General features: G+C 72.4%; 10 protein-coding genes. 4 read left to right on the top strand and 6 right to left on the bottom strand.

The features are described from left to right. Positions 1-52 precede the first annotated feature (52 nt). From KM427_RS06790 to hrpA, 4 genes are all read right to left on the bottom strand, one after another. The gene (locus KM427_RS06790) at positions 53-1,432 is read right to left on the bottom strand and encodes an ABC transporter substrate-binding protein (protein ID WP_183591302.1); all 1,380 of its coding nucleotides are present in this window, start codon (positions 1,430-1,432) and stop codon (positions 53-55) included. Between the two features lie 108 nt (positions 1,433-1,540). After that, positions 1,541-1,987, bottom strand: a complete 447-nt coding sequence (locus KM427_RS06785; RefSeq protein WP_221199516.1) for a type II toxin-antitoxin system PemK/MazF family toxin — start codon at positions 1,985-1,987, stop codon at positions 1,541-1,543. Between the two features lie 126 nt (positions 1,988-2,113). After that, positions 2,114-2,731 (bottom strand): hypothetical protein, encoded by a 618-nt coding sequence (locus KM427_RS06780; protein ID WP_252275114.1) that lies wholly within the window; start codon positions 2,729-2,731, stop codon positions 2,114-2,116. Further along, complete coding sequence (gene hrpA / locus KM427_RS06775) at positions 2,728-6,531, bottom strand: ATP-dependent RNA helicase HrpA (RefSeq protein ID WP_252275111.1); 3,804 nt, start codon at positions 6,529-6,531, stop codon at positions 2,728-2,730. Before hrpA ends, KM427_RS06780 begins: the two co-directional genes overlap by 4 nt. 98 nt (positions 6,532-6,629) lie before the next feature. On the opposite strand from hrpA, the gene KM427_RS06770 reads away from it, so the two are divergent. Next, complete coding sequence (locus KM427_RS06770; RefSeq protein WP_215526718.1) at positions 6,630-8,144, top strand: FAD-dependent oxidoreductase; 1,515 nt, start codon at positions 6,630-6,632, stop codon at positions 8,142-8,144. 6 nt (positions 8,145-8,150) lie between these two features. On the opposite strand, the gene KM427_RS06765 is transcribed toward KM427_RS06770, so the two are convergent. Beyond that, on the bottom strand, positions 8,151-8,480 hold the full coding sequence (locus tag KM427_RS06765; RefSeq protein ID WP_215526717.1) for a hypothetical protein: 330 nt from the start codon (positions 8,478-8,480) through the stop codon (positions 8,151-8,153). Positions 8,481-8,598: 118 nt separating this feature from the next. On the opposite strand from KM427_RS06765, the gene KM427_RS06760 reads away from it, so the two are divergent. Genes KM427_RS06760 through KM427_RS06750 form a run of 3 tightly spaced genes read left to right on the top strand, consistent with a single transcriptional unit; the run spans position 8,599 to position 12,162 of the window. After that, complete coding sequence (locus KM427_RS06760) at positions 8,599-9,312, top strand: response regulator transcription factor (protein WP_286674391.1); 714 nt, start codon at positions 8,599-8,601, stop codon at positions 9,310-9,312. Then, entirely contained in the window at positions 9,309-10,691 is a 1,383-nt protein-coding gene (locus KM427_RS06755) for a sensor histidine kinase (RefSeq protein ID WP_252275109.1), read from the top strand. The genes KM427_RS06760 and KM427_RS06755 overlap by 4 nt, the downstream gene beginning before the upstream one ends. Positions 10,692-10,749: 58 nt before the next feature. After that, the gene (locus tag KM427_RS06750; protein WP_215526716.1) at positions 10,750-12,162 is read left to right on the top strand and encodes a DUF1254 domain-containing protein; all 1,413 of its coding nucleotides are present in this window, start codon (positions 10,750-10,752) and stop codon (positions 12,160-12,162) included. A gap of 4 nt (positions 12,163-12,166) precedes the next feature. Here KM427_RS06750 and KM427_RS06745 read toward each other — a convergent pair whose 3' ends face one another. Further along, positions 12,167-12,769 (bottom strand): TetR/AcrR family transcriptional regulator, encoded by a 603-nt coding sequence (locus KM427_RS06745; RefSeq protein ID WP_215526715.1) that lies wholly within the window; start codon positions 12,767-12,769, stop codon positions 12,167-12,169. Positions 12,770-12,771 lie beyond the last annotated feature (2 nt).

Genomic DNA, 12,771 nt, shown 5'->3' with positions numbered 1-12,771 from the left:
GGCGAGGCTCGGGTCTGGCGGCTCTTACGCCTCAACCGGGGTGACCGGTACCTCAGTCAGCGGTCTCCGAGGGTGACTCGGACGGGTCGGCGGAGTCGGAGACGGACTCGGGGTCGAGGACGGTCCGGGACTCCTCGTCGATCGCGGTGGTGACGGTGTCGAGGTCGAGGACGCCGACGCCGTAGACGAGCTGGCGCAGGCTGGGGGCGACGGCCGCCTCGAGCTCGGGCATGGTGTCGATCATCGGCGCGACCGCCATGGAGCGCACGCTGGTGTTGAAGATCGACGAGTGCTGGGGCCGGCGACCGGGCTGGACGAACTCGTCGGAGAGGGCGACCTCGACGTTCGCGGGCTGGAGGTAGCCGGTGCGGGTGACCAGGCCGACGGAGTCGGCGCCGATCTCGTGCACGATGAAGTCGGCGGCGATCGCGGGGGCCGGGGTGGTCGCCGACATGCACAGGGCGGTCACGTCGCCGACGGTGGCCGAGCTGTCCAGCCGCGGCATCGGCAGGATGTCGAACTCGAGGTTCGTCTTGCGCCGCAGCACCGGCACCAGCGAGCGGTCGCCGGCGATCATGCCGAGCTTGCCGCGCAGGAACCACTTCAGCGCCGGCGCCTCGGCGAGCTCGGTCTCGTCGAGCGTCACCTGGGGGTTGCGGAGCAGTTCCAGGGTCCGCTCGAGCGCGTTCTTGCTGTCGTCGCTCGAGAAGGACAGCGACGAGGGGTCGTTGGCGTCGTCGAAGACCGAGCCGCCGCCGGAGGTGATGAAGGGCGACAGCCCCTCGATCGTCGGATCGATGTGCACGCCCTTCGCACCCTTGGCCGGGCGGCTGGCGAACTGCGCGGCCGCGGCGAACTGGTCGAAGGACCAGTTCGTCGCGTCGTCGTTGGGCGCGTCGAGGCCCCGATTGCGCATCCGCTCGAAGCGCACCAGGCGCTTGTTGTAGTAGATGACCTCGGGCGAGACGCCGTACGGCATGCACTGGAGGTGCTCGGCCGCGCTCAGCTCCTCGAGCGCGCTGCGGGTGTAGTTGTCACCGAACTCGACGCCGCGCTCGTCGAGCAGCTCGTCGACCGGCTGCGTGTACTGGTTGTCCAGCAGCCAGCGCAGGTCGGACCGCGAGGCGAGGAAGACGTCCGGTACGGCGGCGCCGGCCTCGATGTCGGCGCGCATCGCGGCCTCCGACGGCCACCGCTGGAGCTCGACGTCGACGTTCTCGGGGTCGAGGTTCCACGAGTCGACCGTGGCCTGGAAGGCGCGCAGCACCACCCGCGGGCCGACCACGCCGAACGTCAGCTGCTCGGGTGTCGGCGGGGTGCTCGTCGTCGGAGGGGGCGCGGCGGGCGGCTTCTCCGAGTCCGCGGTACAGGCCGCGGTGGTCAGCACCGATGCCACGGCGAGGACCGCCACCATTCCCCGGGTCGCCCTCACCGAACCTCCTCATCGACACACTCATCGACACGCTCACCGACGCACTCACAGACGCGCCCGGGCTGGCCCGGGCGCGACCCACCCTATCGAGGGGACGGTGGGCGATGCTCAGTCAAAGGCGTGGTGAACGCGTGCGGCGTCGATCACGCGCGCGAAGATCGCGGGGTCCAACGCGGCCCCTTCGCGGCGTACGGCGCGCGGGTCGAGCCGGATCAGGCGGTCCAGCCGCACCTCGCTCGGCCGCCGCGACCGGTCCCAGGCTCCGGAGCCGACGTCCATCCAGTGTCGGCCCCAGTGCGCCTCCTGCGCGGCGTCGCGGTCGTGGTCCTTGCTGGTGAGCATCAGCCCCAGCAGGTCGCCGTCCTGGACGCCGACGAGCAGCACCGGTCGGTCCTTGCCCTGTCGCGGGTCGTCTTCGTAGGGCACCCACCCCCAGACGACCTCGCCGGGGTCGGGCCGGCCGTCGGCCCGAGGGGCGTAGGTGACCTGCACCGTCCGGCGCGAGGCTCGCGTGGCGGCACCGGGTCGGCGCAGCAGACTTCGCAGCGATCGCATGAGAGCGACCCTAGGAGATGAAGCACGCCGAACCGGGAGCGCCTCACGGCGCGTGGCCGCTCGTGGCGGCTAATTTTGGGACCCGGGGCTGCCGCGGTCCGGCGTGCTCCGAGGAGTCTAACCGCCTCAGGCCAGACCTTGTTCCAGCTCCACATGTCCGGCCGCCTCGAGTTGCTCGGAGAGCAGCAGCATCCGCTGCACCTCCGCCTCCGACGGCCCGCTCAGCGCCGCCCGGCCGGCGGCGACGACCCGCGCGAAGGCCGCCGCGCGCAGGAGCACGTCGGCGAAGTCGCTGCCCGCGATGCCGCGCAGCACCTCGTCGATCATCGCCTTCAGCTGCTCGGGTCCCGGCGGCTCGGCGACACCGGCGACGACCCGCGCGACCTGGGCGCTGACCCGGCCGGCCTCGAACTCCCGGGACACCGCGAGCGGGTCGGCGTACACCCACGAGCGCAGCAGGTAGAGCCGCCACAGGCAGCCGGCCAGCGAGTCGGCCGGGGAGCCCGACCACACCTGCGCGATCGTCTCGATGCCCTCGCTGTCGGCGAGGTGCAGCAGCCGGTCGGCGACCGCCGCGTCGTCGGAGCTGCGGGCGCCACGCACCAGCAGTACGGCGGCCCGGTCGGCGGCCTCGCTGACCAGCGCCGGGTCGGCGCCGTCGTCGACGAGGGCCTCGAAGAACAGGCCGCCGGGCGTCATCGGTCGGTGGTGCCGACGGTCGCTGCTGCGTGGGGCGGTGTTCACCCTGCGAGCGTACGTCGGATGCGCTGGTCGCTGACGGGGTAGGGCGTGCCGAGCTGCTGCGCCCACAGCGAGACGCGGTACTCCTCCAGCATCCACCGCACCTGCCGCAGCTGGGCGCCCGGCGGCCGCCCCTCCGGCAGCGCCTCGACCTGGTGCAGGTAGGCGTCCTGGAGCTCCGCCAGCTGGTCCATCAGCTGCCGATCGCGGTTGAGCTGGCCGGGCAGCTTCTCGCGGCGCTGCTCGAGCGCGGTCAGGTACGCCGGATAGCGGCGCAGCTGGGCCGCGCCCGCCTCGCCGACGAAGCCGGGGTGCACCAGCCGCGCGAGCTGCGCCCGCATGTCGGTGAGCGCCGGCAGCATCGCCATCTCGGCCCGGCCGCTGAGCGACTTCTCCGTCCGGCGCCAGGCGTCGAGCACCCGGACCACGTCGGCCATGGTCACCCGCACCTGCGCCTCGTGGTCGCGGGCCGCCTCCGCCAGCAGCGCGTCGTACGCCGCCGGGTCGCGCACCGCGGGCCGCGCGTCCACGACCGCCTGCACGACGGCGGCCCGGATGTCCTCCAGCAGGTCCGCGACGCCCGGGTAGGGCGATCCGGCGAGGCCGAGCTTCTCGGCGTTGCCGAGCCCGTCGAGGATCGCCTTGGCCGGCGACGGCAGCGCGAGCAGCAGCAGGCGGCGTACGCCGAGCCGGTGCCGCGCCTCCTGCTCGTCGGCGGATCCGAAGACCTGGAGGCCGATGCTCGCCCCCTCGTCGACCAGCGCCGGGAAGACCTGCACCTCATGGCCCGCGCGCTTCTGGGTGAACGACGGCTCGATGGTGCCGAAGACCCACGACGTCTCGCCGGTGCGGGCCAGCCCGCTATCGCTGGCCACCTCGGCGATCGCCTCCGCGAACTGCCCGCGCAACGGTGCCTTGAGCGACTCGAGGTCCTTGCCCCGCGCCTGCTCCTGCCCGTCGTCACCGACGACCCGGTAGGTCGGGCGCAGGTGCTCGGGCACCTTCGACCAGTCCCACGCGTCGCGCGGCACGACGACCCCACTCGTCGACCGGCACCAACGTTCCAGGGCGTCGAGGAGCGGCTCCTCCCCCGGCGGGACCGCCGCCAGGAACTCGCGCGCCTTGTCGGGGGCCGGCACGAAGCTGACCCGCAGGCTCTTCGGCAGGCTGCGGATCAGGCTGGTGACCAGCTCCTTGCGCAGGCCCGGCACGTTCCAGGAGAAGTCGTCGGCCTCGACCCGATTGAGGGTCGCGACCGGCACGTCGATCGTCAGCCCGTCGGCCGCGGCGCCGGGCTCGAAGTGGTAGCTGATCGGGAAGGTCAGGCCTTCGCCCTCCCACCGCTCCGGATAGTCGGTGGCCCGGACCTCGTCGGCCGTGTCATGGGTGAGCATCGCCGGGTCGAAGGTCAGCAGCTCCGGCTGAGTCCGGCGCGCCTGCTTCCACCACTGGTCGAAGTGTGCGCCGCTGACCACGTCGGCGCCGACCCGGGCGTCGTAGAAGTCGAAGAGCGTGTGCTCGTCGACGACGATGTCGCGGCGCCGGGCCCGGTGCTCGAGCTCCTCGGCCTCCTCGAGCAGCCGACGGTTGGTGTCCATGAACCTGTGCCTGGTGTGCCACTCTCCGTAGACCAGGGCGTGCCGGATGAACAGCTCGCGGGCGAGCGCGACGTCGACCTTGCCGTAGGAGACGAGCCGGTCGGCCACGAGCGGTACGCCGTACAGCGTGGCGCGCTCGTAGGCCATGACGGCGGTGCGCTTCCTGCTCCAGTGCGGCTCGGAGTAGGTGCGCTTCACGAGGTCGCCGCCGAGCCGCTCGGCCCACTCGGGCTTGATCGCGGCGTTCTGCCGGGCCCACAGTCTGCTGGTCTCGACGAGCTCGCCGGCCATCAGGAACTGCGGGTTCTTGCGGTGCAGCACGCTGCCCGGGAAGATCGCGAAGCGGGAGCCGCGGGCGCCGAGGTACTCCCGGGGTCCCCGCTTCTCCTTCTCCCGCTCCTCGAGCAGGCCGATGTGCGAGAGCAGCCCCGACAGCAGCGCCTGGTGGATGCCGTCACTATCGAACTCGGTGGTTGAGGAAGGCGCACTAGCGCCTGTCTCGAAACCTCGTCCCTTGCCGACCTGGATCTTCATCTCCTTGCAGACCTGGCGGAGCTGCGATTCGAAGTCCTGCCACTCCCGGACCCGCAGGTAGTTGAGGAACTCGCGTCTGCACATCCGTCGGAACGCCGAGGAGGACAGCTCCTGCTGCTGCTCCTTGAGGTAGCGCCAGAGGTTGAGCCAGGTCAGGAAGTCGCTGCCGTCGGCCTTGTAGCGGGCGTGCAGCTGGTCGGCCTGCGCCTGCTCCTTCGGATGGTCGGCACCCGGTCGCTCGCGTGGGTCCTGGAGCGACAGCGCGGCCGCGATCACGATCACCTCGCGCACGCAGCCGAGGCGCTCGGCCTCGATGATCATCCGTGCCAGGCGGGGGTCGATCGGCAGCCGCGCGAGCCGACGCCCGGTCTTCGAGAGCGTGCCGTGGCGCAGCGCGCCGAGCTCCTCGAGCAATTGCACGCCGGACTGCACGTTGCGGCGGTCGGGCGGCTCGACGAAGGGGAACCGCGCGATGTCACCCAGGCCGAGCGACGTCATCTGGAGGATGACGCTGGCCAGGTTGGTGCGCAGGATCTCGGGGTCGGTGAACTCCGGCCGGCTCTCGAAGTCCTCCTCCGAGTAGAGCCGGATCGCGATGCCCGCCTCGACGCGGCCGCACCGGCCGGATCGCTGGTTGGCCGAGGCCTGGCTGATCGGCTCGATCGGCAGCCGCTGCACCTTGGTGCGCACCGAGTAGCGGCTGATCCGGGCGACGCCGGTGTCGACGACGTACCTGATCCCGGGCACGGTCAGCGAGGTCTCGGCGACGTTGGTGGCCAGCACCACCCGGCGTACGGCGTTGCCGTGCGAGCTGAAGACGCGATGCTGCTCGGCGGCGGTCAGGCGCGAGTAGAGCGGCAGGATCTCGGTGCGCGGCAGGTCTTTCAACGCGTCGGCGGTGTCGCGGATCTCGCGCTCGCCGGGCAGGAAGACCAGCACGTCACCCGGACCCTCGGCCGAGAGCTCCTTCACCGCCTCGACGATCGCCTCGGTCTGGTCCCGGACGACGACCTCGCCCTCGTCGTCGATTGAAGACTCGGTCCCTGAGGAGGCGAGGGACGAGCCGTCTCGAAGGGCCATCAGCGGCCGGTAGCGGATCTCGACCGGGTAGGTCCGGCCGGAGACCTCGACCACCGGCGCGTCGAAGTGCTGCGCGAACCGGTCCACGTCGATCGTCGCGGAAGTGATGATCAGCTTCAGGTCGGGGCGGCGCGGCAGCAGCCGCTTGAGGTAGCCGAGCAGGAAGTCGATGTTGAGGCTGCGCTCGTGGGCCTCGTCGATGATGATCGTGTCGTACTTGCGCAGCTGCCGGTCGCGCTGCAGCTCGGCGAGCAGGATGCCGTCGGTCATCAGCTTCACCCGGCTGGTCCGGGAGGTCCGGTCGGTGAAGCGGACCTGGTAGCCGACCAGGTCGCCGAGCTCGGTGCCCAGCTCGCTGGCGATCCGCTCGGCGACCGAGCGGGCGGCGATCCGGCGCGGCTGGGTGTGGCCGATCAGACCGGTGCTCCCGCGGCCGAGCTCGAGACAGATCTTCGGCAGCTGGGTGGTCTTGCCCGACCCGGTCTCTCCCGCGACGATCACGACCTGGTGGTCGCGGATGGCCGCGGCGATGTCGTCGCGGCGCTGGGTGACCGGAAGCTCCGGTGGGTACGTGATCTGGAGCTCGGTCATGACTGGACCCATTGTGCCAAGCATGTGGTCCCGAGGCTCGGGCCTGGGGGCCCCTCGCACCTCGACCACCGACTTAGAACTTGTTCTAGTATCGCCGCATGACGCAGGCGGAGGAGTACGACGTCGTCGTGGTGGGCTCGGGCGGCGGCGCGCTGACCGGCGCGTTCCTGGCCCAGCGGGCCGGGCTGCGCACGGTGGTGGTCGAGAAGACCACGCTGCTCGGCGGCACGTCGGCGTACTCCGGCGGCGCCTGCTGGCTGCCGGGCAGCCGGGTGCAGCAGCGCGCCGGCATCGCGGACTCCACCGACGGCGCGCGCGCCTACCTCGCCGCGGTGCTCGACGACCCCGACCAGGACCGGCTGGAGGCGTTCCTGGCGCACTCCCCCGAGCTCGTGGCCGAGCTCGAGGAGGCCGGCATCCCGTTCGAGTGGCTGCCGTTCTCGGAGTACTACGACGCCCCGGGGCGGGTCCCGATGGGCCGCTCGATCCAGCCGACGAACATCAAGCGGGGCGACCTCTCCCCCGCAGTCGCCGCCCTGGTCCGCCCGCCGGTCGAGCGCGACCGGGTCGGCGAGGGCGGCCGCAACACGCTCTCCGGCGGCCAGGCGCTGATCGCACGGCTGCTCGAGGGCTTCGTCGCCGCGGGCGGCGCCGTCCTCACCGAGCTGCCGATGACCGGGCTGCTCCTCGACGGCGAGGGACCCGACAGCAGGGTCGCCGGCATCGCAGCGATGACGCCGGAGGGCCCGGTCGAGATCCGGGCGCGCCGCGGCGTGCTCATCGCGGCCGGCGGCTTCGAGGGGAACGCCGAGGAGCGCGCGGCGCACGGCGTACCCGGCGACGTCGCGTGGACGATGGCGCCGCGGGGCACCAACACCGGCGAGCCGATCGCGGCCGGCGTCGCGATCGGCGCCGCGGCCGACTACCGCGGGGTCGGCTGGTTCTGCCCCGGGCTCGAGCAGCCCGACGGCGGCGGGTCGTTCACGCTCGGGTTCCGATCCGGGTTGATGGTCGACCAGCACGGGCAGCGCTACGGCAACGAGTCGCTGCCCTACGACCGGTTCGGGCGGATCATGGCCGAGGCCCCCGAGCGGATCCCGTCGTGGTTCGTGTTCGACTCCCGCGAGGATGGGCGCCTGCCGGCGATCGCGATGCCCGAGGGCGACCCGGCCGAGCACCTCGCCGCCGGCACGTGGGTGCGGGCCGAGACGATCGAGGGCCTCGCCGAGCGGATCGGCGTACCGGCCCACGCGCTGACCGCCACCGTCGAGCGCTTCAACGGCTTCTGCGAGGCCGGCGTGGACGAGGACTTCGGCCGCGGCGTCGACGAGTACGACACCTTCTTCACCGGAGGCGCCGGTCCGGCGCCCTGCGACCAGGCGCCCTTCTACGCCGCGCGCTTCGTGCTCTCCGACCTCGGCACCAAGGGCGGCCTCGTCACCGATGCCGCGGGCCGGGTGCTGCGCCCGGACGGCACGTCGATCGCGGGGCTCTACGCCGCCGGCAACAGCGCGGCCTCGGTGTTCGGGCCGCGCTACCCCGGGCCGGGCGCCCCGCTCGGGTCGGCGATGGTGTTCGCCTCGCTGGCCGTGCGCGACCTGCTGGGCCAATGACCACCACTAGCCGGACGAGCCGTCGTCCTGCTGCTGGTCCTGGCTCGGCGCCGGAAGCTGCGGCTGCGTGCCGTCGGGCCCCTGCCGGAAGGTCTGCCCCGGGCCGAAGCCCGGCCGGCCGCCGAGGTCGGGGCCGTCGGCGTGCACGGCGTACCCGATGATGCCGCCGGCCAGTCCGCCGATCAGCAGCGTGCCGGCCGCGACGGCGGCGAGCACCGGGAGGCCCACGGTGCGACGGCGTCCGGCCGGCGCCTCCGGAGGTGCCGGCGGAGTCAGCGGCGGCGGTGGTGGCGGGAGCGGGTGCGCGGCCTCGGGCGGGAGGGTCTCATCGGTCATGACGGCGAGCGTGCGGCGCCGACCTGTGCGGGGGCTGTGCCGGGCCGATGAGGATCTCGTGAGCCCGGCACAGTGGGCACACAGGAACCTCACAGGTACGGTCGACAGGGTGTCCGCCATGGACCTGACCCGGCCGGACGGAACCCCGCTGCGCGTGCTCGTCGTGGACGACGAGGTCAACATCGCCGAGCTGGTCTCGATGGCGCTGCGCTACGAGGGGTGGGAGGTGCGTACGGCGCACACCGGGTCGCAGGCGGTCGCGGCGGCCAAGGAGCTGCGCCCCGACGCGGTCGTACTGGACGTGATGCTGCCCGACTTCGACGGCCTCGAGGTGCTGCGCCGGATGCGCGCCGCTCAGCCCGACCTCCCGGTGGTGTTCCTGACGGCCCGCGACGCCGTCGAGGACCGGATCGCCGGCCTGACCGCGGGTGGCGACGACTACGTGACCAAGCCGTTCTCGCTGGAGGAGCTGGTGGCCCGGCTGCGCGCGCTGATGCGGAGGTCGGGAGCACACCAGGTCGCGACGTCCTCGGTGCTGGTCGTCGGTGACCTCGAACTCGACGAGGACAGCCACGAGGTGCGCCGCGACGGCCGGGACATCGCGCTGACCGCCACCGAGTTCGAGCTGCTGCGCTACCTGATGCGCAACCCGCGCCGGGTACTCAGCAAGGCGCAGATCCTGGACCGCGTCTGGAACTACGACTTCGGCGGGCAGGCCAACGTCGTCGAGCTCTACATCTCCTACCTGCGCAAGAAGATCGACGCCGGCCGGGAGCCGATGATCCACACCATGCGCGGTGCCGGCTACGTGCTGAAGCCGGCCTCGGCGTGAGCGTCCTCCGATCCCTCACCTCGCGACTGGTCCTCACGACGGTCGTGCTGGTCCTGGCCGTCTCGATGCTGCTCGGTGCGGCCACGACCCTCGCCATGCGCAGCTACCTCCGGGACCAGCTCGACCACCAGGTCGAGCAGGCGCTCCGGCTCCCCCCGGCCGGCGGGCCGGGTGCCCAGGTCGGCATGGTGCGCGCCATCGTTCCCGACAGCGGCTCACCGCGGGGCGACATCGTGCAGCCGGGGGCCCGGGCCGAGGTGAGCGGTGCGGCGATCGAGGAGCTCGTCGACGTCCCGGCCGACGGCACCGCGCACAGCGTCAGCGTCAGCGGCCTCGGCGACTACCGCGTCATCGCGGTCGACGCGGGGGGCGGGACCGTCGTCGTCGGCCTGCCCGAGGACGACGTGTCCGCGACCCTCAACCGCCTGATGTCCCTCGAGCTGCTCTTCGCCCTGCTCGCCACCGTGGCCGGCGGGGTCGTCGCGCTGGTCGTCGTACGTCGCCAGCTGCGGCCGCTGCGCGAGGTGGCCGCGACCGCGCACGCCGTCGCGGAGCGACCGCTCGCGACCGGTGCGGTCGACCTCACCGAGCGGGTGCCGGACCACCTCACCGACGAGCACACCGAGGTCGGCCAGGTGGGCGCGGCGCTCAACACCCTGCTCGCGCATGTCGAGACCTCGCTCGAGGCGCGGCACCGCAGCGAGCAGCAGGTGCGGCAGTTCGTCGCGGACGCCTCGCACGAGCTGCGTACCCCGCTGGCCACGATCGCCGGCTACACCGAGCTCGCGCGACGCCGGCCGGGCGACCCGGCGGTCGTCCGCACCGCGCTGGACAAGGTCGAGGAGGAGTCCGGCCGGATGACCTCGCTCGTCGAGGACCTCTTGCTGCTGGCCCGCCTCGACGCCGGGCGCCCGCTCGAGCGCGAACCGGTCGACCTGACCAGGCTGGCCGTGGAGGCGGTCTCCGACGCCCGGGTGGTCGACCCGGGACGCCACTGGCGCGTCGACATCCCCGACGAGCTCGTCGACGCTCCCGCGGTGGTCACCGGCGACGGGCTGCGGCTGCACCAGGTGATCGCCAACCTGCTGGCCAACGCCCGCAAGCACACCCCGCCGGGCACCACCGTGACCGTGGCGGTGCGCCGCGACGGGTTCGCGGTGCACGACGACGGCCCGGGCTTCCCGCCGGATCTCGTCGATCACGCCTTCGAGCGGTTCGCCCGCGGCGACGCGGCCCGCACCCGCGGCGCCGAGGTCGGCGTCGGGCTCGGACTCGCGCTGGTCGACGCGATCGTCACCGCCCACGGCGGCCGGGTCACGCTCAGCTCGGCGCCCGGCGACACGACGGTGACCGTGGCGGGTCTCACCCGTTTCGCGTGAGCACCGGCCGCCGGCCGGCTCCGACGATGGGCATCCGCCAACGACACCGGAGGAAGCCATGGCCGAGCGCAACGAGATCCTGGAGCGAGCGCGGACACAGATCTCGGCGCCGCCGGTGGTGCCGTCGCCGCTCGGCGACCTGGAGTTCTTCGGCGGGGTGCCCATGCCCGAGTCGGTCGAGACGACCTACGACCTGCTGGACCTGACCCGGGCGATCGAGGTCTACCTCAACACGATCCCCGGTGCCTCGCTCGTCGCGATGCGCAACGGCTTCCGCAGCATCGGCCTCGATGGCAACGTGCTGGGCTACACCGACCCGCGCGCGAACTCGGGCTCGTACTTCCTGACCCCCAACACCGAGACGACCTACGGGACCCTCTTCTTCGACCTGCGGGTCGGACCGATGGTCATCGAGGCGCCGCCGCAGTCGCTGTGCGTGGTCGACGACTTCTGGTTCCGCTACGTCGCCGACCTCGGCATCGCCGGGCCCGACCGGGGCGCGGGCGGCAGGTACTGCTTCCTCCCGCCGGGGTACGACGGCCTGGAGCCGGACGGCTACTACGTCTACCGCTGCCCGACGTACACGAACTGGCTGGTCGTGCGCACCCTCGGCGGCGTACCGGACCTGGTGAAGACGAAGGTCTACCCGCTGGCGCAGGCCGACGACCCGCCGGCGACGACCTACCTCAACATCGCCGACAAGACCCAGAACACCGTGCACGCCAACGACTTCTCGTTCTACGAGGAGATCAACACGCTGATCCAGGAGGAGCCCGCGGACTCACTCGACCCGGAGCGTGCCGGCCAGTGCGCGGCGATCGGGATCGTGCACGGGCAGCCCTTCGAGCCCGACGAGCGGATGCGCCGGATCCTCACCCAGGCGGCGCCACTGGCCGCCGCGATGGCCCGCGCCCTGACCTACCGGCCGCGCGACCCGGAGGCCTACCTGTACCCGGGCAGCACCTGGCTGGCCGCGTTCGTCGGCGGCAGCTACGAGTTCCTCCGCGACCACGCGCGGCTGCTGGACGCCCGGGCGCAGTTCCACTACGTCGCGACCGTGATCACCCCGGCGATGGCGCACGCCCAGGTCGGTGCCGGGTCGGCCTACGCCTACACGGCGATGGACTCCACCGGCGCCTGGCTCGACGGCGCCCGCTCCTACCGGCTCACGCTGCCGCCGAACGTGCCGGCCAAGAACTTCTGGGCCGTCGACCTCTACGACACCCAGACCCGGTCGCTGCTCGAGACCGACGATCCCCACCCCGCCGTCTCGAGCCTCGGCGAGGTGCAGGCGAACGCCGACGGGAGCGTGGATCTCTGGTTCGGCCCGACCGCGCCGGAGGGCCGGGAGTCCAACTGGGTGCAGACCCTCCCCGGCGCTGCGTGGTTCACGATCCTGCGGCTCTACGGACCGCTGGAGTCGTGGTTCGACAAGACCTGGCGGCCGGGCGAGATCGAGCCGGTCGACTGAGCCGTCACCGGCCCGTGCCCAGCACGCCCACGACCGCGGGCAGCGAGGCGACGACGAGGCCCAGCAGCTCCTCGCGGGTGACTCCGCGGGGGTCGTCGATCCAGGAGAGCACGAGCTCCTCGGTCATCGCCGACCAACCCTGCACGAGCAGGCGGGCGGCCGGCGTGTCCGGGACGATCTCACCCGCGTCGTCCCCGTGGAAGAGCCGGCCGTTGAGCGCCGATCGGGCGTCCTCGTAGATCGCGCGGAGGCTCTCGTTGCCGCCGGCGGCGGCCTTGACCAGCGAGACGTAGCCCTCGTGGTTGGCGACCACGTAGTCGACGTACGCCGTCACCGAGGTGCGCAGCCGCTCCAGCGGCTCGCCGTCGGTCGGCGGGGTGGTCTGCGCGATCAGCTCGTCGGCGGCGTGCCGCACGACGGCCTCGTGGAAGGCCTGCTTGCTGCCGAAGTAGTGGTAGAGAAGACCCCGGGAGATCCCCGCCTCCTCGGCGAGCAGGTCGATCGAGAGCTCGTCGAGGGAGCGGTGCGCGAGCAGGCGGACGCCGAGGTCGAGCAGCTGCTCGCGACGCTCGGCGGGCGAGAGCCGGGTGCGGGGCGCGGTGGTCACGT

The sequence above is a fragment of the Nocardioides sp. LMS-CY genome (assembly GCF_018732145.1).
Lineage (GTDB): Bacteria > Actinomycetota > Actinomycetes > Propionibacteriales > Nocardioidaceae > Nocardioides > Nocardioides soli.
The sequence above is the reverse complement of the archived record's forward strand: the minus strand, read 5'-3'. Positions and strand labels throughout refer to the sequence as shown.

What these genes read in the sequence shown, in the direction of transcription:
- KM427_RS06785 (WP_221199516.1), bottom strand. Translation starts at nt 1,987, where the DNA reads ATGCGATCGCTGCGAAGTCTGCTGCGCCGACCCGGTGCCGCCACGCGA.
- hrpA (WP_252275111.1), bottom strand. Translation starts at nt 6,531, where the DNA reads ATGACCGAGCTCCAGATCACGTACCCACCGGAGCTTCCGGTCACCCAG.
- KM427_RS06770 (WP_215526718.1), top strand. Translation starts at nt 6,630, where the DNA reads ATGACGCAGGCGGAGGAGTACGACGTCGTCGTGGTGGGCTCGGGCGGC.
- KM427_RS06765 (WP_215526717.1), bottom strand. Translation starts at nt 8,480, where the DNA reads ATGACCGATGAGACCCTCCCGCCCGAGGCCGCGCACCCGCTCCCGCCA.
- KM427_RS06760 (WP_286674391.1), top strand. Translation starts at nt 8,599, where the DNA reads ATGGACCTGACCCGGCCGGACGGAACCCCGCTGCGCGTGCTCGTCGTG.
- KM427_RS06750 (WP_215526716.1), top strand. Translation starts at nt 10,750, where the DNA reads ATGGCCGAGCGCAACGAGATCCTGGAGCGAGCGCGGACACAGATCTCG.